The organism is Isoptericola variabilis, assembly GCF_050311655.1.
Classification (GTDB): Bacteria; Actinomycetota; Actinomycetes; order Actinomycetales; family Cellulomonadaceae; genus Isoptericola; species Isoptericola variabilis.
The window spans coordinates 205,804-225,332 of sequence record NZ_JBNOZM010000009.1; the positions used below are offsets into that span (position 1 = coordinate 205,804).

The following is a 19,529-nucleotide window of genomic DNA, read 5'->3' on the forward strand; positions in this document are numbered from 1 at the left end:
CGTCCCGACTCCCGGAAGGAGCCCCACCCCTTGCCCTGGATGCGCACCGGCGACAGCGCCGCCACCTACCCGCCTGTCATGGCGACCGCCGGCCTCATCACGGCCGAGGACCACACCGTGAACGAGGTGTTCGGCTTCGTCAGCCGGTGCGCAATCCAGTCCGCCGCGCACACCACCGACTACGTGATCGACGTCGGCACGGTCCAGATGATCGGCGGCGCTCGCTGGCGGCTCCTGATCGACCAGTGCATCGCCGTCGGGCTCCTCGAGCCCGTGCTCGCGGGCCGCTCGTGGCGCCTGGTGCAGGACCCGGAGTTTATCCACCTGCGCCTGCGCGCCGAGGTCACGTGGGAGCGCCAGCAGCGCGACGACACCCGCAACCCCTCGCTCAAGGCGCCCGTGCTCCTACGCGACGGCGACAACTGCCGGTGGTGCGGCGTCCTGGTCCAGTGGCGCGGCCGAAAGAGCAACCGCACCGGCTCACTGGACCACCTGCAGCCGGGCACCGCCGGCACCGTCGACACGATGGTCGTCGCCTGCCTCGGCTGCAACAGCGCCCGCGGCGGCAACGTCGACCTCTGGGACGACAACCACACCCTGCGCCCCGCCCCGACGTCGCCGCGCTACGGCAAGGCGACCACGAAGTACCTGAACGACAACGGCCACCCCGAGATCTCCGAGAACGTCACGAGCGACGACGCAGCGCCCCAGGCAGCAGCGGACCCCGCACCCGAAGGTGTGCGACCCGCAGCGCCGGCAGCAGCCGCCACCGCACGCCCCACGGCCGTGCGAGCAGCAGCGCCACCGGCAGCGCGTCCCGCCCCGAAGTCGCCTCAGAACTCAACCCCCAAGGTCGACAGAACGGATTCGACCGGGTCGGGTCGGGACGGTTCGGGTACTCACCACACCAACTACAGGGGACCGCGAGCACGACCTGACCCGCCCGACGCCAGCAACCCCAAGCCCCCCGCCCAGCCTCCGCGCCCTCGCCGCCGTCGTGGCAAGCGTGGTGGTGGACGTTCCCGCTCGAACCCAGGAGGTACCACCGCATGAGCAAGCACCGGATCGAGCGCACCGCACAGCAGGTCACGTGCGACCGGATCACCGAGCGCGTGGCCGCCCTCGTCGAGCCATGGGCCGAGCCCGTCGACCAGGTCGTCGGCCCGTCGCTGCAGACCGACGCCGAGCGCCAGACGTGGCACGACACGCCTCGTGGCCAGGAGGGACCGGCGGGCCTGCCGCGCGTCGTCGTCCGCACGACCACGATCGAGCACGCCCCGCTGCTCGACCAGCTGCTGCACCCGGCGCCCGTGGCCACCGCCGGCCTGTCGTCGTCGGGCCCCGCGTCGCGGCCGCCGACGAGCATCGAGGGCTGGGCCGCGCACCAGGACATCCAGTTCGGCACGCTCACGTGGTGCCGCGCCCTGTTCGGCCAGACCGTCCCGGCCGGCCCGGCCGATCGGCTGCGCCGGCTCGCCGAGCACGCGCCCACGCTGCCCGACTCGACCCTGCACAACCTCGACGCCGACGTGATGCGCTGGTGGGTCCTGGCCCGCACCGTCACGACGTGGGCAGACCCGCCGTGGAAGCCGCACGTGCCGTGCAGCGAGTGCGGCGTGCTCGGCAAGATCCAGGTCCGCCTCTACCCGACGACGGCTTACTGTCTCGAGTGCGGCGCCGCGTGGGACGGACTCACCATCGACCAGCTCGGCGCCCACGTGCAGCTGCTCGCCGAGCACGCGGCCGCCGCCGTCGTCGAGCACTTGATCGAGCGCCGGCCCTGCACGACGTGCGGGCAGGAGCACGACCCTGGCGACTTCACCGACCCCGATGTGTACCGCGCTCACACCCCTGCCGCGCTCGTCGGCCGCACCACCCCCGATGTCGTCGGTACGGTGACGGCATGACGCTGACCGAGTTCCTGACCGCGCGCCTCAATGAGGACGAGGCCGCCGCCCGCGAGACGCTGACCAAGCGACCTGACCCCGTCTCGCGTGCCGAGTTCCTCGCCGAGCACGAGATCTCGGACGCGGAGGTCGTGCGGCGGGCCGCGGCGCGCAGGATTGCGTTCCACGACACCAACACGTGGCTGGTTGGCGTGTCCCCTCACCGAATTCTGGCCGAGGTCGAGGCGAAGCGGCAGCTCATCAACCGCGTGGAGCAGCACGCCGAGTTCGTCGACGGCGTGCGGGAGACCGACAGCCTGCGCCATGACCGTGTCGCGCTCCACCTGCTCGCGCCGCTCGCCCTGCCCTACGCCGGCCACCCGGACTACGACGAGGCGTGGCGGCCGTGACCACGCCGTGGCCGATGGTCTTGCGCTCGGCGGGTGATGCGCTACTCTGACGGCAGTGGGTTCGTCATACCCACGATCAGGCCCGACACCTCACCAGGTGCCGGGCCTTCGTCATACCCGGGGTGGATCGGTGGTGGTCATGTGCCTCGCGGCTGGTCGCCATGCACGCGCTGCCCCGAGCTCGCGCCGCCGGGACAGTCGATGTGCGACGGGTGCAGGGCTCAGGCTGACCGTGACCGTCGGCCCGACGGCAACCCGTACTCGACGCGCGGACACCAACGGTTCCGACGTCTCGTGCTCGCGAAGAACCCGCGCTGCGTCTGCTCAGGCGAGTGCGGTCAGCACGTTGGCTGGTGCGGAAGGCGCTCGACCGTTGCTGACCATCACCCGCACGAGCGCGTGGACCTCGTGGCGATGGGCCTCAACCCCGACGACCCTGCCCGGGGCCGCGGCGTCTGCGCCGACTGCCACAACCGGAAGACCGCACGCACGAAGCCCGCCGGCTGGAACGCGCGCTGAGTACGACGCGCAGCGACGTCGCGCCGGCCGGGCGTAACGGACGCCGGACGGTGGGGGGACCCCCCTCCCGGGCCCCGACCCCCACACCGCCGGTGAGGGGGATTTTGCTCTGTACGGGTCTGGTGAATGTTGTCTGACCTGGGGAAACGCTCGATCCCGCCCCGCGAGGGGGCGGTGCCGCTGACCTGGCGGAAGGCCGGGAAGGACGACGGAACATGGCTGGGATGGGACCCGCGCCCAAGCCCGCGAGCACGCGGGCGCGGCGCAACAAGACCACGACGCGGGCCACGCTCAAGGCCGACGCGTCGATCATCGCCCCGGAGCTGCCGGCGAACCCGAACGGCTGGCACGACATGGTGCTCGAGTGGTGGCGGGACCTGTGGGCCTCGCCGATGGCGCCCGAGTACGACGACGCGGACCGCCACGGGCTGTTCGAGCTCGCGATGCTCCGCAACGACTTCTGGAACGCGACGTCGCTGTTCGACCGGAAGATGGCCGCGACGGAGATCCGCCTGCAGGACCAGCGGTTCGGTCTGTCGCCGATCGACCGCCGGCGCCTGCAGTGGGAGATCGAGCGCACCGACGAGGCCCAGGACAAGGGCGCTCGCCGGCGCAACACGAAGGCCGCGGACCGCGGCGAGGCTCAGGGCAAGCCCGCGGGTGACCCGCGCGTCGTCCTGAGCGCCGTGTGACGACGTTCATCGTCCCGCCGTTCGACGAGGAGCCGTGGCCGTCCCTCGGCGGCCCGATCTGCGACCTGATCGAGGAGCGAGCCGTCTTCGGGCCCGGATCCCTCAAGGGCGAGCCGGCACGGCTGGACGACGAGAAGCGCGCCGCGATCTGGAAGGCATACGAGGTCTACCCACGGATCGTGACGAAGGCGTTCGCGGGCGCCGGGCCCGGGCTGCACGTGCGCCGCAAGCACCCGCTCGCGGGCCGGCGACGGTTCAAGCGGGTGCGGATCTCGTGGCGCAAGGGCACGGCGAAGACGGAGTTCGGCGGCTGGCTGTCCTACGCCGAGCTGCACCCCGAGGGCCCCGTCCGGTTCGACGGCTGGGACGCCGACGGCAACCCCGTCGGGCGGCCCGTGCGCGACCCGTACATCCCGATGCTGGCGTACACGCAGGAGCAGGTGCACGAGCTCGCGTTCGGCGTGCTCTTCACCGTCTGCACGGAGGGCCCGGACGCCGACCTGTTCGACTCCTCGCTCGAGCGGATCATCCGCCTCGGCGCTCGCGGCGCGGACGGCAAGGCGGTGCCCCTGGCGGGCTCGCCGAACGCCCGTGACGGCGCGCGCACGACGTTCCAGTACTACGACGAGACCCACCGCCTCGACGGCCCGACCGCGAAGTCGGCCTACGAGACGATGGAGGCGAACCTCCCGAAGCGTCCACTGGACGACCCGTGGTCGCTCGGCACGACGACGGCGGGGCAGCCGGGCAAGGGCTCGGTCGCCGAGCAGGACAAGGACGAGGCCGAGCTGATCGCGAAGGGCGAGGTGGAGGAGCCGGAGCTCTTCTACTTCCACCGCGAGGCCGGGACGCACAACCCGGTCACGGGCGAGCCCTACGACCTGACCGTGCTCGCCGACCGCGTCGAGGCCGTCCGAGAGGCGTCCGGGCCGGCGGTGGCCGCCTGGTCGGACCTACGCGGCATCGCGAAGCAGTGGGACCGCCCGAAGGCCGACCAACAGTACCTCGAGCGCACGTGGCTGAACCGGTGGACGCAGACCAGCGCGCAGGCATTCGACGCGAAGCGGTGGCGTGACGACCTCGCGGACCCGACGGCGAAGATCGCCCGGGGCCGCGCGGTCACGCTCGGCTTCGACGGCTCCCGCTGGAAGGACACGACGGGCCTCATCGTGACCGACCTCGAGACCGGGCTGCAGGACGTCGTCGGGTACTGGGTACCGGAGCCGAACGAGGACGGCGAGGAGCAGATCCGCGTCGCGGAGGTCACGCCCGTCCTCGACCAGGCGTTCAAGGACTGGCACGTCGTGCGGATGTACGGCGATCCGGCGTCCGGCTGGGACGAGCAGATGGCCACGTGGGCCGGGAAGCACGGCCCGAAGCGGGTCCTGTTCTTCTACACCGACTCGCGCAACCTGCGCCGCACGGCGCAGATGTGCCGGGCCTACGCCGGCGCGATCCGCGCCGGCGAGGTGCTCAACACGGGCAACGCCGACCTCACGTCGCACATCGCGAACGCGCAGAAGCGCGCGATCCGCATGAACGACGACGACGGCGAGCCGCTGTGGGTCATGACCAAGGAACGGCACGACTCGCTCAACAAGATCGACCTCGCCATGGCCGGTGGCCTGTCCTGGCAGGCCCGCCTGGACGCCCTCGCCGCCGGCGCCGGCGCACGAACCACGACCCGCGTCTACACGTCGTCGAGCACTCGACGCAGCAGGAGGTGAGCCGCGCATGGCGATGACCGCCGAGCAGGTACTGCAGCTCGCCACGATGCTGTCGGACAAGATCATGGCGCGGCGCCCCGCGGTCCAGGAGTCGGTGCGGTACTTCCGCGGCCAGGAAGGCCGCATGCGGTTCGCCTCCGACGAGTTCCGGGACTACTTCGCGAAGCGGTTCGTCGGCTTCTCGGACAACTGGTGCATGCCCGTCGCGCAGGCGCCCGTCGAGCGCATCCACTACCTCGGCATGCGCCTGCCCGACTCGCGCGAGCTCGAGCCATCGGACGAGGTGACGCCCGCGCCCTCCCGTGAGGCGTGGGGCGCCGATCCGGAGCTGGCGCGCACGTGGGAGCGGAACGACGCCGAGCGGGGCCTCAACGAGGCGCTGCTCATGATGACAATCGCGAAACGGTCCTACGCGATGGTTTCCGCGACATCGGACGGCGCGCGGATCACGTTCGAGAACCCGGACTCGACGGCAGTCGCCTACGACGGCGCGACCGGCAAGCGCAAGGCCGGGATGGTCGTCTGGGAGGACGACACACACGAGTACGCGGAGCTGGTGCTGCCGACGTCGATCGTCTCGCTCGAGCGGGAGAAGGCAGCCGTCGACCGCGGCGACCGGCACGTCCCACCGGACGTGACCGGCTGGAACTTCCGCGACACCGACCCGCGGCCGCATGCGCTCGGCGCGGTCCCGCTCGTGGAGTTCCGCAACCAGTCCCTGCTGGACAACGACCCGATCTCCGACATCGGCCTCGTCATGCCGATGCAGGACTCGATCAACCTCGTGTGGGCGTACCTGCTCAACGCGCTCGACTACGCGTCCCTGCCGGGGCGGGTGATCCTCAACGGCGAGATGCCGAAGGAGGACATCCTCAACGACGAGGGTGTGAAGATCGGCGAGCGACCGATGGAGCTCGACGCCCTGATCCGCGACCGCATCGCCTGGCTGTCGGGCAGCTCGGGCCAGCCGGTGTCGATCGCCGAGTGGAAGCCGGCCACCCTGGAAGGCTTCTCGAAGGTCATCGAACAGGCCGTGGCCCACATCGCCGCGCAGACCCGCATCCCGGCGTACTACATGATGGCCGGCGCGAACGTCCCCGCCACGGGCTGGGAGGCGCAGGACGCCGGCCTCGTCGCCAAGGCGGGCGAGCGGATCTCCTACGCGAACGCCCCGGTGCGCGAGGTCAACCGTCTCGCCGCTCTCGCGATCGGCGACACGGCCCGCGCCGAGCGGATCGCGGTCGGCAAGGTGCTGTGGAAGAAGCCGCAGTACCGCTCCGAGGCACAGCTGATGGACGGCCTGCAGAAGATGCGCGCCGTCGGCTTCCCCGTGCGCTGGATCGCCGAGGAGTACGGCCTCTCCCCGCAGGAGGTGGACCGCGTCATGCGGATGATCGCCGAGGAGAACGCCGACCCGACGCTCGAACGCATGGGCCGCGACGTCGCCGCGTTCACCTCCGGGGCATGACCCGCGGTGGCCACGATCCCCGCGGCCGCCGTCGAGCACTACCGCCAGATGCAGCGCCTGCAGCTGGTCGCCGTGAAGGCGTCCCGCAGGGCCTGGGGGCACGTTGACGGCCGGTTCATCACGCAGTCGTGGAACGACGCGCTCGCACAGCTGCTGCCCGTCCTGGTCGGCATCCAGGTGCAGGCGGCGGCCGCCGGCGCGACGTACTCGGCGCCCACGCTCGCCGAGCAGGGCACCTACGTCCCGCCCGAGGACCTCACGGACCCGCAGGCGTTCGGCGGGTACGCGTCCGACGGCCGCGACCTCGCCGGGCTGCTGTACTCGCCGGCGACGACGACGAAGACCGCGATCGCCGAAGGTCGCTCGCTGTCTCAGGCGCTCGCGGCGGGCCGGTCCGCGCTCGACATGATCGTCGCGACGACGGTCTCGGACGCGGGCCGGCAGGCCGCCGGCGTCGACGTCACGACGCGACCGGCGGTCGGGTACACGCGGATGCTGAACCCGCCGTCATGCTCCCGCTGCCTGATCCTCGCGGGCCGGTTCTACCGGTGGAACACGGGCTTCCTGCGCCACCCGCGCTGCGACTGTGTGCACGTCGCGTCACAAGCCGGCTCCACGCAGGCGGCCCGGGACGAGGGGCTGGTCGACGACCCGTACCAGGCGTTCAACGCGATGTCGGAGGCCGAGCAGGACGCCGCGTTCGGGAAGGCGAATGCGCAGGCCATCCGCGACGGCGCCGACGTCTCCCAGGTCGTCAACGCTCGTCGCGGGATGACCGCGAACGGCAACTTCACGACCGAGGGCACCACACGCCGCGGCAACGCGGCCGCGGGTCTCAAGCGCGGCCAGCGGCGCATGACGCCCGAGCTGATCTACCAGCAGGCCGGCGGCGACCGGGAGCGGGCGCTGCAGCTGCTGCGCGAGCACGGGTACGTGCTGCCCCGCGGGCAGGTCGCCGGCGGCGCGCTGCGTGGCCAGGTCGAGGGCTTCGGGCAGATGGGCCGCGGGGGCACCCGCCGCGCGGCCTCGCAGGCCGTGCTGGACGCCCGCGCGACGGGCGTCCGGGTCCCGAACAGCCGCTACACGATGACGGCCGCCGAGCGGCGCCTGTACGACGCCGAGCAGCGGTACTTGGCCGTGCTGGAGGGCCGCGACCCCTACCAGTCGCCCGGCTTCGGCAACCGCCCCGACCCGACCGGGGCCCTGACCGGCTACGGCCGCTCGAGCGCGTCGGGCCGCATCCGCCCCGTGACACCGGCCGTCGCCGCGCGCGTCGAGGCCGAGTACCGGCTCCTGCTCGCCACCCGCGGGCAGGTCTTCACCCCCTGACGTCCGCGAGGGACGCCGGGGCCAACCTCCGCAAGGGAGACCGCACCATGAAGCGCAGCATCCGCCACCGGCTGATGTTCATGACCGCCCCGACCGACGACGAGCTCGCCGGCGGGGGCAGCACCGCGCAGGAGGGCGCCGCCGACGAGTCGACTGCCGACGGCGCCAGCACCACCAGCACCGAGACCGGCGGCACGACCGAGCCGGAGCCCACGGACTGGAAGGCCAAGTTCGACGCGCAGCGGGAGATCAACCGCAAGCTCGAGGAGCGCGTGAAGGGCGAGGCCGGCCCGCTCAAGAAGCAGGTCGAGGACCTGACCGCCGAGCTCGCGAAGGCGCAGGGCCGCGAGGCCGAACACGCCGAGCTGCAGAAGCAGCGCGAGACGGAGACCAAGGCGCTCGAGAAGGCCAACGACCGCATCCGGCGGTCCGAGGTCCGGGCGGCGGCCGCCAAGCTGCTCAAGGACCCGGCCGACGCGCTGCTGTACCTCGACCTCGACCAGTTCGAGGTGAGCGACGACGGCGAAGTGGACACCGCCGCCGTGACGGAGGCCCTCGAGGGCCTCGTGAAGTCCAAGCCGTACCTCGCCGCGGAAGGCGGCGCCGGGCCGATCATCCACTCTCCGACCGCGAACCGTGAGGGCTCGACGGGCAAGAAGCAGTGGACGAGGGCCGACCTCCAGGGGAAGACCCCGGAGCAGATCGCCACCGCCAAGCGCGAGGGACTCCTCCAGGACCTCCTCGCCGGCAAGACCAACTGACAAGGAGGGCCTCATGGCCATCGACAACTTCATCCCGGAGATCTGGGCAGCGGACATGCTCACCAGCTTCCGGGAGCAGACCGTCGCCGCGAGTCTCGCGAACCGCAACTACGAGGGCGACGCCTCCAAGGGCAACACGGTGCACATCACCTCGGCCGTCGACGTGTCGATCTTCGACTACTCGATCGGTGAGGGGAACGGCGGCACCACCGCCGCGCCGAAGCCGCGGACCACGCAGCCCGAGGCCACTTCGGACACCGGCCAGGAACTCCTGATCGACCAGGAGAAGAACTTCGACTTCTACGTCGACGACATCGACCGCCGGCAGGCCGCGGGGACGATGGACGCCTACACGCAGTCCGCTGCCGAGGGCCTCGCCGAGGACGCCGACAAGTTCATCCTCGCCACGGCCGCGACGGGTGCCGGCATCGGCCTGTCGGGCGCCGCCCCGACCACGGGCGACGCGGCGTTCAACATCATCCGCGACCTGCGGAAGTCGATGAACCAGGCCAAGGTCCCGAAGACCCAGCGAGTCCTGCTCTGCAACAGCGAGTTCGACGCGCTGCTCGTCGACGCGGGCTCGAAGATCACCAGCGTCGACACGTCCGGGTCGCCCGCTGGCCTCCGGGACGCGGTCGTGGGCCGAATCCTCGGCTTCGAGACCTACACGTCGGAGAACCTGCCGGTCATCGACGAGCCGTTCGCGCTCGCCTTCTACCGGCCGGCGCTCGCCTACGTGAACCAGATCGAGAAGACCGAGGCCATGCGGGCGAACGACCGCATCGCCGACCGTCTGCGTGGTCTGCACGTCTACGGCGCGAAGGTCATCCGCCCGCTCGGCGTGGCGAAGTGGTCGGTGACCCCGTGACGCGGGTAAAGGACCCCAACGGGGTCGTCACGGACATCGCGCGGGGGCTGGCGGAGATCGTCGTCGGCGACGGCACCCGCGGCTTCGAGTACGTCGACGGGCCGCCCGAGCCGGACGTGCCGGAGGAGCCGAAGAGCAACAGCCCCAAGGCCGACTGGCTGGCGTGGGCCGAGCACCTCGGCATCGACGTGCCCGACGGCACGAAGCTGCCCGAGCTCAAGGAGCTCGTCGCCGCCCACCAGGCGGCCGACGACGAGGGCGCCGACGACACCGGGGACGACCCCGACGGCGACGACCAGGACGCCTGACCGAGGGAGGTCGCCGTGGCACTGCCCCCGCTCGCCGGCACGGATGACCTGACGGCCCGCGGGATCGACACCACGAACGCGTCCCGGGTCGCGGCGCTGCTCAACGCAGCATCCGCCGCGATCCGGGACGCCGCGGGGTGCGCGATCTCCCGCGTGACCGCCACGGTCACGCTCTGGACCGAGCCGTCGCGCCGCATCGAGCTCCCGGCCAAGCCGGTGCACTCGGTGTCCTCGGTGGTCCTGGACGGAGAGGTCGTCACGGACTACAAGCTCCGCGGCTCCGGCCTGTGGCTCAACGGCTACTGGCAGATGCCCGGCGACATCCCCGGCGAGCTCGAGGTCACGTTCGACTCCGGGTACGACCCGGTGCCGGACGACGTCGTCGACCTGTGCTGCTCGCTCGTCGCTGGCGGCCTTGCTGCTGCCGAGGACGAGTACGACCCCAAGCGCGGCATGGGGTACGAGCGGATCGACGACTACCAGTACGGCATGGCCACGGGGGACGACGAGGTCGTCTCTCCGATGGAGCTGCCCGAGTCCACGCGTGCGTGGCTCCGTGGCCGGTTCGCCGGCGGGGCGGCCGTCGTCGGGACTGTCCGGTGACGGCGGCTGGTGTGCTGCGCCGCGGTCGCCGGTCCGCCGCGAAGCTCATGGTCGACGTCGTCCGGGTGGTGCGGCTCGGCGCGCAGGTGGTCGACCCGATCACGGGCGACCTCGTGCAGCCCGAGGCCGAGGTCTACGCCGGCAAGGCGAAGGTGCAGACCTACGAGGCGCAGGAGGCCACCCCGGCCGCCGGCGGCCACACGTACACCGTTCAGCGGTACGCCGTGCACCTGCCTGTCGGCGCCTACGCCCCGGAGGTGGGCGACGTCGTCACGGTCACCGCGGCCCTGATGGACCCGAACCTGACCGGCCGGAAGTTCCGTGTGGTTGCGCTGCTCCACAAGAGCCTCGCGACCGCGTACCGGCTCGGCGTCGAGGAGGTGCCGACGTGATCGAGCTCGACAGCACAGAGCTGCGCGCGCTGGGCGCGGACCTCCGCAAGGCGGGAGAGCGTCTCGCGCAGGACGTGCGGCCGGTCGTGCACCGCGGGGCGAACAACATCAAGCGCCAGATGCGCGCAGAGATGTCCGCCTCACGGCACTTCCGCGGTGCCGCCCGGTCGATCGACTACTCGATGAAGTCGGGCATGGGCCCCGGCGGCGGTGTGATCGAGGCCCAGATCGGGCCTCGCAAGGGCTCGCCCGGCTCGCTCGCGAACATCGCCTACTTCGGCACGTCGCGCGGCGGGGGCACCGTCCCCGACCCCGAGGGCGCGCTCGAGGCCGAGGCGCCAGGGTTCCTCAAGGGCCTCGCCGACGTGGCCGGACGGCTGTAGATGCTCGCGCACCTGCAGGCCGTGAAGGCAGCCCTGGAGCCGCTGGGGCGCGACGTCTACATCATCGACGCCGTCCGGTACGTCAACGGCGCCGAGGCGCCGCTCGTCTACCCCTACTACCTCGTGTGGCCGTCGCTCGGCGCGCCCGGCCCCGACACGGCGCTCTGCGAGACGAACGAGCACACGTCGTTCCTCGTCGGCGTCACATCCGTCGGCGTGAATCCCGACCAGGCGGGCGTGCTCGCGCGGAACGCGATGCGCACCCTCGGGCCGCGCGGCCCGATCCCGCTCGTCGTGCCCGACCGTGCGGCGTCGATCCGCTGGGAGCGGTTCGCGTCCGCCGACGTCGACCGCGACGTCACCCTGCCCAGCTCGAGCCGGCACCCGGCGTTCCAGGCCGACCAGTACCGCATCGAGTCCGTCCCGACCTCGACCTGATGAGGAGGTGCGCCATGGCGAAGTTCGTCCCGGCGTATGACACCCGCACCGGCAAGAAGCTGCCCCACTTCGTCCCCGAGCACCACATCGACCACCCGGTGATCGGCCGCTTCCTGTCCCGCACTCCCCGCGCGAAGGCGTCGGGGCGCAAGGCCGCCGAGGCGGCAACCAACGAGGCCCCGGCCACCGGGGACGACAAGAAGGAGTGATCCCCTGTGCCGAAGACCCTCGCTGACGCGAAGAAGAAGGTCACGTCGCTGACCAACCTGCCGGCCGACCCGGAGGCCGCCACGGTCACCGAGCTGACCGCCGGCAAGGACATCCAGTGCAACGTCCTGAAGTCCGACTTCCGGCTGTCCGCCGTCGCGTCGGACACCGTCCCGGACACCGAGCTCTGCTCGGACTCCAACGCGGTCGCCTACGGGGCCTCGAACTTCGAGGGCAACATGACGCCGTTCCGGTACTACGACGAGACCGGCGTGCCCGACACCACCGAGGACTTCGTGTGGGCGCTCGCGAAGGAGAAGGGCACCCACCTGTACCTCGCGGTCCGGGAGGGCAAGCCGCACGACGACCCGTGGGTCGCCACCGACGAGTACACCCTCTGGCACGTCATCACCGACGAGCCCCAGGACCCGACCGACACCGGCGGGTTCATCAAGAAGGTCATCCCCCTCGGCGTGCAGCGCCGCTACAAGGGCACCGTCGCCGCCGGCGCCTGACCCTCGCGCATGACCACCTGCCGGGCCCCGTTCACGGGTCGGGGCCCGGCAGGTACCACCCGTGACCCGTGAGCACCCGTGGAGGACCCGTGAGCATGGACACCACCGAGCGCGTGGACGTCGCCGTCGAGGACTGGATCGACGGCGTTTCCTACGTGCAGACGAAGATCACGATCTACCGCGACCCGGCGATGTACGCCGAGTACGAGCCCCTGCTCGAGAAGATCGACGAGGCCGACGCGCTCGTCGCCGAGCTTGAGGCCGAGCACGCCCCCGAGAAGCCGGATGACGCCACCCTCGGCGACGCCGCGCTCGGTGGGGACGCTGCCGCATCCGACGCCGAGTCCGCGCTTGGCGAGACGGAGCAGGTCCCGCAGGCGCTCGCTGACGCCCGAGCCCGCCTGGCCGAGCTGGTCGCCGAGGCGGAGGCCCTGTACGCCCGGTACGAGGCGAACCGCGAGGTGTGGCACATCCGCGCGCTCGACCAGGACGAGATCCGCGAGATCGCCAACGAGGTCGGGATCCCCGAGACGCCGGATCCGCTGCGCTCGGGCGCGACGGCCGCGCAGCAGAAGGCGTACACGCGCCGCATCGAGAAGCACGTCGAGGACATCAGGAAGGCCAAGGAGGAGATCGACCTGCGCGGGCTCGCGCGCGCGGTGCAGAGAGTGGAGGTCGCCGGCGAGGTGAAGCCCGCGCCGTCGCTCGACGGTCTGCGCCGTGTAAAGGCCCGCCCCGGCGGCCGGCGGCACATCCGCGACCTCACTTCCGCGCTCGAGCGGATCACGCTCGAGGAGGTCCAGATCGCCGCCCCTCATCGCGCAGGGGCTTGAGCGGAGCCCCGGACTCGTCCTGTCGTTGAAGGCGGCGCGCTCGTGGAGCGCGCCGCCTCTCGTGTACCTGGGCCGCTCGCAGCCGGGTGCACCGTGGACGCACAAGGACCGCCTCCTCTCTGAGGGGCTCACCTTCTACGAGGACTCCCTGAACCGTCACGGGATCCCGTGGAGGCTCGCCACGGACCCCGATCTCGACGGCTGGTTCGAGGTGGACGACTCCCTCGTCGATCACACCGAAGCCGCGCTCGAGCGATGGCAGAAGGACGCGAAGGCGCCAGCGCCGGGAACGGTGCCGCGCATCGTCGACACCCGCGAGACGAACTAGCTGCGCCGCACGGCGCTGCTGCTCATCGGTCTGACGAGCCCTGCTCCCGGATCGCCCTCAGCGTCTCCTGGTGCCGCCGTTCCTGCTCCGCTCGTGACCGTCGCGCCGACCTCACGATCAGCGCGATCACGGTCACCACCACGGCGATGACCAGCAGGAGCAGGACTACGACGACGGCGATGTGCGCCGGGCTGATTCCCATGTCGCGCATCCTTCCAGACCGCTCAAGAACCCTGGAGGTGAATCCGTGGCCGACCGCAGCATCATCGTCCGCCTCCGCGCCGACGTCGCCGACTTCAAGCGGAAGATGGGCGAGGCCGCCAAGGCGACGGGAGAGATCTCCGACAAGGCCCGCCTGCAAGAGCTCGAGGACCAGCTCCAGGCCGCGGAGCAGGGCGCCGACCACCTGCGGAACACCCTGGGTCTCATGGGCGCCGGGCTCACCGCCGTCGCCGGCCTCGCCGTGAAGTCCTTCATGGACTTCGACCAGGCCATGTCGAACGTCGCCGCCACCGGCGACGACGCCCGCAACTCGATCGACGCCCTCCGCGAAGCCGCGATCACCGCCGGCGCCGAGACCAAGTTCTCCGCCACCGAGGCCGCGAACGCGATCGAGGAGCTCGCGAAGGCGGGCCTGTCCGCCGAGGACATCCTCGGCGGCGGTCTCGACGGCACCCTCGCACTCGCCGCGTCGGACAACCTCGCGCTCGCGGACGCCGCGTCCTACGCCGCCACGGCCATGCAGCAGTTCAACCTGGCCGGCAGCGACGCGACGCACGTCGCCGACCTGCTCGCCGCCGGCGCCGGCAAGGCCATGGGCGGCGTCTCCGACATGGGCGCCGCGCTCAACCAGTCCGGACTCATCGCCGCCCAGGTCGGCCTCTCCATCGAGGAGACCACCGGTGCGCTCGCGGCCATGGCGCAGCAGGGCCTGCTCGGCTCCGATGCCGGCACGTCGCTCAAGACCGCCCTCGTGGCGCTGTCCGCGCCGTCGTCGACCGCGGCGAAGGAGATGGACAAGCTCGGCATCTCCGCCTACGACGCGAACGGGCAGTTCATCGGGCTCGAGGCGCTCGCGGGCCAGCTGGAGACTCAGCTCGCCGGGCTGTCCGATCAGCAGCGCAACGCTGCCTTGGCGACGATCTTCGGCACGGATGCTCTGCGTACCGCGAACGTCCTCTACTCCGAGGGCGCTTCCGGCATCGCGGAGTGGATCTCTGCCGTAGACGACCAGGGGTACGCGGCGGAGACCGCGGCCACGAAGATGGACAACCTCCGCGGTGACATCGAGGAGTTCCAGGGCGCGCTCGAGACGGCCATGATCGGCGCCGGCTCCGGCGGGGACGGTCCGCTGCGTCTGCTCACCCAGCAGGCGACGGAGCTGGTCTCGGCGTTCACCCGACTGCCGGACCCGGTGCAGCAGGGCATCCTGCTCATCGCCGGCGGGGCCGGCCTGGGCCTACTCGGCGTCGCCGCCATGGGCAAGCTCCGCGGCGCCGTCGGCGACACGGTGAAGGCTGTCGTCGACCTCGGCATCATGTCCGACGAGACCGCGAAGAAGACGGTCGGCATCGGCAAGAACGTCGGCAAGTGGGCCGTCGGGATCACGGCCGCCGTGTCCGCACTCGAGGCGCTCAACAGCGTCACGGACCGGGCCGCCCTGGGGACGAACGAGGTCGACGCCAAGATCAAGGGCCTCGCGTCGTCGGGCGACGTCGTCAAGGACCTGTTCGGCGACATGCTCCCGAAGGACTCCGACCTCGCCCGAGGTCGGGACTTCGCGAACTTCCTCGACACGATGGCGGACCCGTCCGTGTGGGACACCATCGGCGGGCACGCGTCCGACCTGGGCGTCTCCGTCACCCGTGTCTTCGGTGACGCGTCGGTCAAGTCCTCCGAGCTGCGTGACCGCATGCTCCAGGTCGGGGACGGCCTGGGCCAGCTCGCGCAGGCCGACATGCCGGCCGCCGTCGAGGCGTTCCAGGCGATGGGCGACGCGGCGGGCAACTACCGCGGCGTGAACGAGGACCTGCTCACGGTCATGCCCGGCTTCCGCGACGCCCTCATCGGGATCGCGGACGCCGCCGGGCTCGCGACCGACGACCAGACCCTGCTGCAGATCGCCACGGGCCAGATCAAGCCCGTGATGGACGACGCCGCCCACGGAGCCCAGAACACCGCGGACGCCTACCTCGCGGCCGCGGAGGCCGCCGAGGAGCAGTACGACGCGCAGCAGAAGCTGTACCAGGGCACGCTCTCCGCGCGTGAGGCCCAGCGGTCCTACAAGGACGCCGTCGACGCCGCGAGCGAGGCCCTCGAGAAGAACGGGAAGACGCTCGACCTCAACACCGAGGAGGGGCGCGCCAACCAGGACGCCCTGGACAACATCGCCTCCTCGGGCCTCGACCTGGTCGACTCGCTGCGGGAGACCGGCGCCAGCACGGAGACCCTGCAGACGAAGATGCAGGGCGCGCGCGACTCGTTCGTTAGGACGGCCGAGTCGATGGGCATGCCCACGAAGAAGGCCGAGGCGCTCGCGAACGAGCTCGGGCTGATCCCGGGCACGTACACGGCGAAGGTCGACGTCCAGACCGGGAACGCAGCGGCCGAGATCGACGCCGTCCGCCGGCAGATCATCAACCTGCCGAACTCCAAGACGATCACCATCAAGACCAACACCCAGATCGTCCAGAACGCCGGGCCGGGCAACCGCACCGGCGGCCTGCCCATGGATGCCGGGGGCGCCCGCCTGCCGGGCTTTCCGACCGGCGGACGCCTTCCCGGTACGCCGCCGGCGGACCGGTCCATGGACAACCTCCTCGGCGTAGACGGTCGCGGGATCCCGCGAGTGCTGGTGCGCTCGCGGGAGTGGGTCGTCAACGAGCAGTCCTCGGACTACTACGGCGACGGCCTGATGTCGGCGATCAACTCTCGGTCGATCCCGCGTGAGGCCCTCGCCGGGCTGGCCGGGTTGGCCGGAGGCGGCGGCGTCGGCTCGGCGGAGCGGTCGCTGGAGTCGGCGCAGCGTGCCGCGTCCGCGATGTCGGTGCGTGTCCGCAACCAGCGGGCGGCGGTCAAGGCGGCAGAGAAAGCGGAGCGCGAGGCGAAGAAGTCGAAGGGCGACGCCGACGACAAGGCGGCAGCCCGACGGGTTCGGGAGGCGGAGAAGAAGCTCGACCGCCTGGAGAAGGAGCTGGACAAGCGTCGCGACAAGGTCGAGGCGCAGCGTGACCGGCTCTCGCGGCTGCGAGAGCAGCGGACCGAGGTCCGGACCGACATCCGTCGCGGGAACATCCGCGAGTCGGTCACGGGCGGCCTGTCGGGCGCCTACGGCGTCGTCGACGAGATGCGCGACCTCGCCCGGTCCGGCGACCTGACCAAGAAGCAGTCGAACTCCCTGATGGGGACCGCCAACCGGGCCGAGACCCGGCTGCGGAACCTGTACAAGGACGCCGAGGACCTGACGAAGCAGCTCGAGAAGGCACAGGACAAGGTCGCCGAGCTCGAGGACGTGAAGTCGGGTGTCCGGTCCGCGATCACCGGCGGGTACAGCCTCGGCGGAGCGTTCTCCGACCTGTCGACCGAGGCGAAGACCGAGCAGGTCCGGCACACGAACGCACGCGGCGAGGTCTGGTACACGCAGAAGACGACCCCGGCGAGCACGCCGTCGGGCAAGTCGCTGCTCGCGTCAGCGAAGGCGTACCAGGCCAAGGCGAAGAAGTTCGCCCTGACCATGCGCAAGCTGCAGGAGAAGGGCTTCTCCGGCGTCATCATGCAGGAGATCGCCACGATGGGCATCGAGGCCGGCCAGCCGGCCGCGGACGCCCTGCTGCAGCTGTCGAAGGCCGACGCGAAGAGCCTGAACGACGCCTACGCGTCGATCGACACGTGGGCCGGCCGGGCGGGCAACGTCGTCACCGAGGGGTTCTACGAGGGCGGCCTGAACGCGGCGAAGGGCCTCGTCTCCGGCCTCAAGGACTCCCAGGCCGACGTCGAGAAGCAGATCAACTCCACGGCTACCGGCATGGTCAACGCCCTCAAGCGGGCCCTGGGGATCAAGTCCCCGTCCCGCGTGTTCCGCGGCCTGATGACCTACGTGGGGCAGGGCGCAGTGCTCGGCCTCAAGGACGTCGAACCCGACGTGTCGAGAGCAGCGTCCAACCTGCTCGACATCCCCTCCCGCCTGCCCGCCGCGACCTACCAGCTGCCCGTCGGGAACGTGAACCCCCCGGCGCTCGCGGCGACGCAGGTGCAGGTGACGCCGATGTCTCCGCAGGACATCCAGGCGTTGGGCGACTACATCATCCGGGCGTCGCAGAACACTGCGGCCCGGGTGGTCGCGGCGACGGGGGCCGCGCAGGACTCGCAGTCCCGCTACCAGCGATGAACAGGAGGGTCTGAGGTGGCGACACTTCTGCGCACGAACCTCGTCACGAACCCGCGCCCGGCTGGTAGCACCGCCGGCTGGGCCGTGTCGTCCGGTGAGAGCATCACGTTCGTCGCGAACGATGGTGGTGAGCCGTGCATCGAGGCGCTCGACGCGGCCGGTGGCGGGGGCGTGTACGTCGAGGCTTCCGCCACCGAGGCGCGCCCGAACCCCGCCGTCGGTCAGTGGGTCGCTTTCGGGTTGGACGTCAAGGCGCTCGACACGAGCACTGCGGCCAACATGCGCGTGGTGATCGACGGGTACGGCGATGGCGGGACGGTCGTCTACGCCGCCCAGCGCTCCGCCGCTACGCCTGTGACGACCACGGGGTTCACGCGGATCGTTCACGCCGCGCAGGTCGAGACGCGCAGCGCCGGCGGATACCTCCGCCTGTTCGCCTGGCCTGCCCCCGTCGCGTCCCCGAACAACGGGTTCAGGTTCCGCAAGGCCGTCATCGCGGTTGCAGACACCGAGGCCGAGGCACGCGCGGCGGTGCAGGGGTTCTTCGACGGCTCGACCCCGGACACCGCCACGCTGCGGTACGACTGGACCGCCGCGGCGAACGCCTCCACCTCGACGGAGACCTACCTACCGCCCGCGCTGACGGCGACGTGGGACCCGGAACGCTGCCTCGTCGTGCTGGTGGTGGACGGGTCGAACTGGTGGCCTTCGGGCGTCACGCGGGTGCGGATCACCCGCAAGGCGGGGGACGAGCTCACCGTCCCGGTGCGGGGCCTGGAGAACGTCACGGCGCCGGGCGGCTCCGTCGTCTGGTCGGACAACGAGGCTCCGACCGATGCGTCGGTGAAGTACACCGCGGTGGCGATGAACGGCGCCGGCGCGAGCCTGTGGGGGACCACCAGCACGGTGCAGACGCTCCTGCCGGATCGTCTGTGGGGCGCGTGGGTGAAGGTCCCGGGCCGCCCGGAGATGACGGTGCGCGCGAAGGTGCGGACGGTCGGGGACATGGCGCGCGAGACGTTGGGCGGGTCGTGGGACATCCCGGGTGGTCCGACGATCGCGCAGTCGGGCGCGGGCGCGCTGGCGCAGTCGGCGGGCATGGGTGCGCTGACGACAACGCTCGAGCTGTCGACGTACAGCCCGGGGGATCTGGCGGCGCTCCAGCGTGCGGTCCGGCAGGCGCCGGGTCAGGTGGTGCTGATCCAGACGGGGCAGCCGGAAGAACTGCCCTCGGGGTACTACCAGGTGCAGTCGATGTCGACGTCGAACCCCGCCGGACGGCGCTCGGACCTGCAGCCGCTGCGGGTGACGACGCTGACCCTCAAGGAGGCGGCGGTCCCCGCAGGCCCGGCGTCCGGGTGGACGGGCACGACCCTCGGCGATGTGCGCGACGCGTTCCCGACGCTGCAGGCGATCGTCGATGCGGAGCTGACGTTGCTGGATCTCGCGACGGGAGCGTGGTCGTAGATGTGGCC

21 protein-coding genes are annotated in these 19,529 nt (G+C 71.3%); 20 read left to right on the forward strand and 1 reads right to left on the reverse strand.

What is annotated here, in order from left to right:
• Positions 1–30 precede the first annotated feature (30 nt).
• From ACQP60_RS18885 to ACQP60_RS18970, 18 genes are all read left to right on the forward strand, one after another.
• The gene (locus ACQP60_RS18885; RefSeq protein WP_429735765.1) at positions 31–1,053 is read left to right on the forward strand and encodes a hypothetical protein; all 1,023 of its coding nucleotides are present in this window, start codon (positions 31–33) and stop codon (positions 1,051–1,053) included.
• Positions 1,050–1,907 carry a DUF7341 domain-containing protein gene (locus ACQP60_RS18890; RefSeq protein WP_429735767.1) on the forward strand — a complete coding sequence of 286 codons (858 nt, stop codon included), beginning with the start codon at positions 1,050–1,052 and terminating at the stop codon, positions 1,905–1,907. Before ACQP60_RS18885 ends, ACQP60_RS18890 begins: the two co-directional genes overlap by 4 nt.
• Entirely contained in the window at positions 1,904–2,296 is a 393-nt protein-coding gene (locus ACQP60_RS18895; protein WP_429735769.1) for a DUF6221 family protein, read from the forward strand. Before ACQP60_RS18890 ends, ACQP60_RS18895 begins: the two co-directional genes overlap by 4 nt.
• A 734-nt stretch (positions 2,297–3,030) precedes the next feature.
• Positions 3,031–3,507: a phage terminase small subunit gene (locus tag ACQP60_RS18900; RefSeq protein ID WP_429735771.1), complete on the forward strand. Its 477-nt coding sequence runs from the start codon at positions 3,031–3,033 to the stop codon at positions 3,505–3,507.
• On the forward strand, positions 3,504–5,234 hold the full coding sequence (locus ACQP60_RS18905) for a hypothetical protein (protein WP_429735773.1): 1,731 nt from the start codon (positions 3,504–3,506) through the stop codon (positions 5,232–5,234). The genes ACQP60_RS18900 and ACQP60_RS18905 overlap by 4 nt, the downstream gene beginning before the upstream one ends.
• 7 nt (positions 5,235–5,241) lie before the next feature.
• Positions 5,242–6,702 (forward strand): phage portal protein, encoded by a 1,461-nt coding sequence (locus tag ACQP60_RS18910; RefSeq protein WP_429735775.1) that lies wholly within the window; start codon positions 5,242–5,244, stop codon positions 6,700–6,702.
• 6 nt (positions 6,703–6,708) lie between these two features.
• On the forward strand, positions 6,709–8,031 hold the full coding sequence (locus tag ACQP60_RS18915; RefSeq protein ID WP_429735777.1) for a VG15 protein: 1,323 nt from the start codon (positions 6,709–6,711) through the stop codon (positions 8,029–8,031).
• A 47-nt stretch (positions 8,032–8,078) separates the two neighbouring features.
• Complete coding sequence (locus ACQP60_RS18920) at positions 8,079–8,792, forward strand: phage scaffolding protein (RefSeq protein ID WP_429735779.1); 714 nt, start codon at positions 8,079–8,081, stop codon at positions 8,790–8,792.
• A gap of 13 nt (positions 8,793–8,805) precedes the next feature.
• On the forward strand, positions 8,806–9,660 hold the full coding sequence (locus ACQP60_RS18925) for a major capsid protein (RefSeq protein ID WP_429735781.1): 855 nt from the start codon (positions 8,806–8,808) through the stop codon (positions 9,658–9,660).
• Entirely contained in the window at positions 9,657–9,968 is a 312-nt protein-coding gene (locus tag ACQP60_RS18930; protein ID WP_429735783.1) for a hypothetical protein, read from the forward strand. Before ACQP60_RS18925 ends, ACQP60_RS18930 begins: the two co-directional genes overlap by 4 nt.
• Positions 9,969–9,983: 15 nt before the next feature.
• On the forward strand, positions 9,984–10,571 hold the full coding sequence (locus ACQP60_RS18935) for a hypothetical protein (protein ID WP_429735785.1): 588 nt from the start codon (positions 9,984–9,986) through the stop codon (positions 10,569–10,571).
• Complete coding sequence (locus ACQP60_RS18940; protein WP_429735787.1) at positions 10,568–10,963, forward strand: DUF6093 family protein; 396 nt, start codon at positions 10,568–10,570, stop codon at positions 10,961–10,963. The genes ACQP60_RS18935 and ACQP60_RS18940 overlap by 4 nt, the downstream gene beginning before the upstream one ends.
• A complete protein-coding gene (locus ACQP60_RS18945) occupies positions 10,960–11,346 on the forward strand; it encodes a hypothetical protein (protein WP_429735789.1) in 387 nt (128 codons plus the stop codon). The genes ACQP60_RS18940 and ACQP60_RS18945 overlap by 4 nt, the downstream gene beginning before the upstream one ends.
• Positions 11,347–11,784: a hypothetical protein gene (locus tag ACQP60_RS18950; protein WP_429735791.1), complete on the forward strand. Its 438-nt coding sequence runs from the start codon at positions 11,347–11,349 to the stop codon at positions 11,782–11,784.
• A 14-nt stretch (positions 11,785–11,798) separates the two neighbouring features.
• On the forward strand, positions 11,799–11,993 hold the full coding sequence (locus tag ACQP60_RS18955; RefSeq protein ID WP_429735793.1) for a hypothetical protein: 195 nt from the start codon (positions 11,799–11,801) through the stop codon (positions 11,991–11,993).
• A 6-nt stretch (positions 11,994–11,999) separates the two neighbouring features.
• Positions 12,000–12,506 (forward strand): phage tail tube protein, encoded by a 507-nt coding sequence (locus ACQP60_RS18960; RefSeq protein WP_429735795.1) that lies wholly within the window; start codon positions 12,000–12,002, stop codon positions 12,504–12,506.
• 95 nt (positions 12,507–12,601) lie between these two features.
• Positions 12,602–13,339, forward strand: coding sequence for a hypothetical protein (locus tag ACQP60_RS18965; RefSeq protein ID WP_429735797.1), 738 nt, complete (start codon positions 12,602–12,604; stop codon positions 13,337–13,339).
• A 61-nt stretch (positions 13,340–13,400) separates the two neighbouring features.
• A complete protein-coding gene (locus ACQP60_RS18970; protein ID WP_429735799.1) occupies positions 13,401–13,667 on the forward strand; it encodes a hypothetical protein in 267 nt (88 codons plus the stop codon).
• Positions 13,668–13,689: 22 nt separating this feature from the next.
• Here the strand turns inward: ACQP60_RS18970 and ACQP60_RS18975 are convergent, their stop codons facing one another.
• Positions 13,690–13,869, reverse strand: a complete 180-nt coding sequence (locus ACQP60_RS18975; protein WP_429735801.1) for a hypothetical protein — start codon at positions 13,867–13,869, stop codon at positions 13,690–13,692.
• Positions 13,870–13,914: 45 nt separating this feature from the next.
• On the opposite strand from ACQP60_RS18975, the gene ACQP60_RS18980 reads away from it, so the two are divergent.
• Both ACQP60_RS18980 and ACQP60_RS18985 read left to right on the forward strand, forming a co-directional pair.
• Positions 13,915–18,054 carry a phage tail tape measure protein gene (locus ACQP60_RS18980; RefSeq protein ID WP_429735803.1) on the forward strand — a complete coding sequence of 1,380 codons (4,140 nt, stop codon included), beginning with the start codon at positions 13,915–13,917 and terminating at the stop codon, positions 18,052–18,054.
• Between the two features lie 15 nt (positions 18,055–18,069).
• Positions 18,070–19,521, forward strand: coding sequence for a hypothetical protein (locus ACQP60_RS18985; protein ID WP_429735805.1), 1,452 nt, complete (start codon positions 18,070–18,072; stop codon positions 19,519–19,521).
• The last annotated feature ends 8 nt before the right edge of the window (positions 19,522–19,529 follow it).

Excerpts from the sequence above, each read along its gene's own strand:
- ACQP60_RS18890 (WP_429735767.1), top strand. The coding sequence starts at position 1,050 with ATGAGCAAGCACCGGATCGAGCGCACCGCACAGCAGGTCACGTGCGAC.
- ACQP60_RS18895 (WP_429735769.1), top strand. The coding sequence starts at position 1,904 with ATGACGCTGACCGAGTTCCTGACCGCGCGCCTCAATGAGGACGAGGCC.
- ACQP60_RS18900 (WP_429735771.1), top strand. The coding sequence starts at position 3,031 with ATGGCTGGGATGGGACCCGCGCCCAAGCCCGCGAGCACGCGGGCGCGG.
- ACQP60_RS18910 (WP_429735775.1), top strand. The coding sequence starts at position 5,242 with ATGGCGATGACCGCCGAGCAGGTACTGCAGCTCGCCACGATGCTGTCG.
- ACQP60_RS18920 (WP_429735779.1), top strand. The coding sequence starts at position 8,079 with ATGAAGCGCAGCATCCGCCACCGGCTGATGTTCATGACCGCCCCGACC.
- ACQP60_RS18925 (WP_429735781.1), top strand. The coding sequence starts at position 8,806 with ATGGCCATCGACAACTTCATCCCGGAGATCTGGGCAGCGGACATGCTC.
- ACQP60_RS18950 (WP_429735791.1), top strand. The coding sequence starts at position 11,347 with ATGCTCGCGCACCTGCAGGCCGTGAAGGCAGCCCTGGAGCCGCTGGGG.
- ACQP60_RS18955 (WP_429735793.1), top strand. The coding sequence starts at position 11,799 with ATGGCGAAGTTCGTCCCGGCGTATGACACCCGCACCGGCAAGAAGCTG.
- ACQP60_RS18965 (WP_429735797.1), top strand. The coding sequence starts at position 12,602 with ATGGACACCACCGAGCGCGTGGACGTCGCCGTCGAGGACTGGATCGAC.
- ACQP60_RS18975 (WP_429735801.1), bottom strand. The coding sequence starts at position 13,869 with ATGGGAATCAGCCCGGCGCACATCGCCGTCGTCGTAGTCCTGCTCCTG.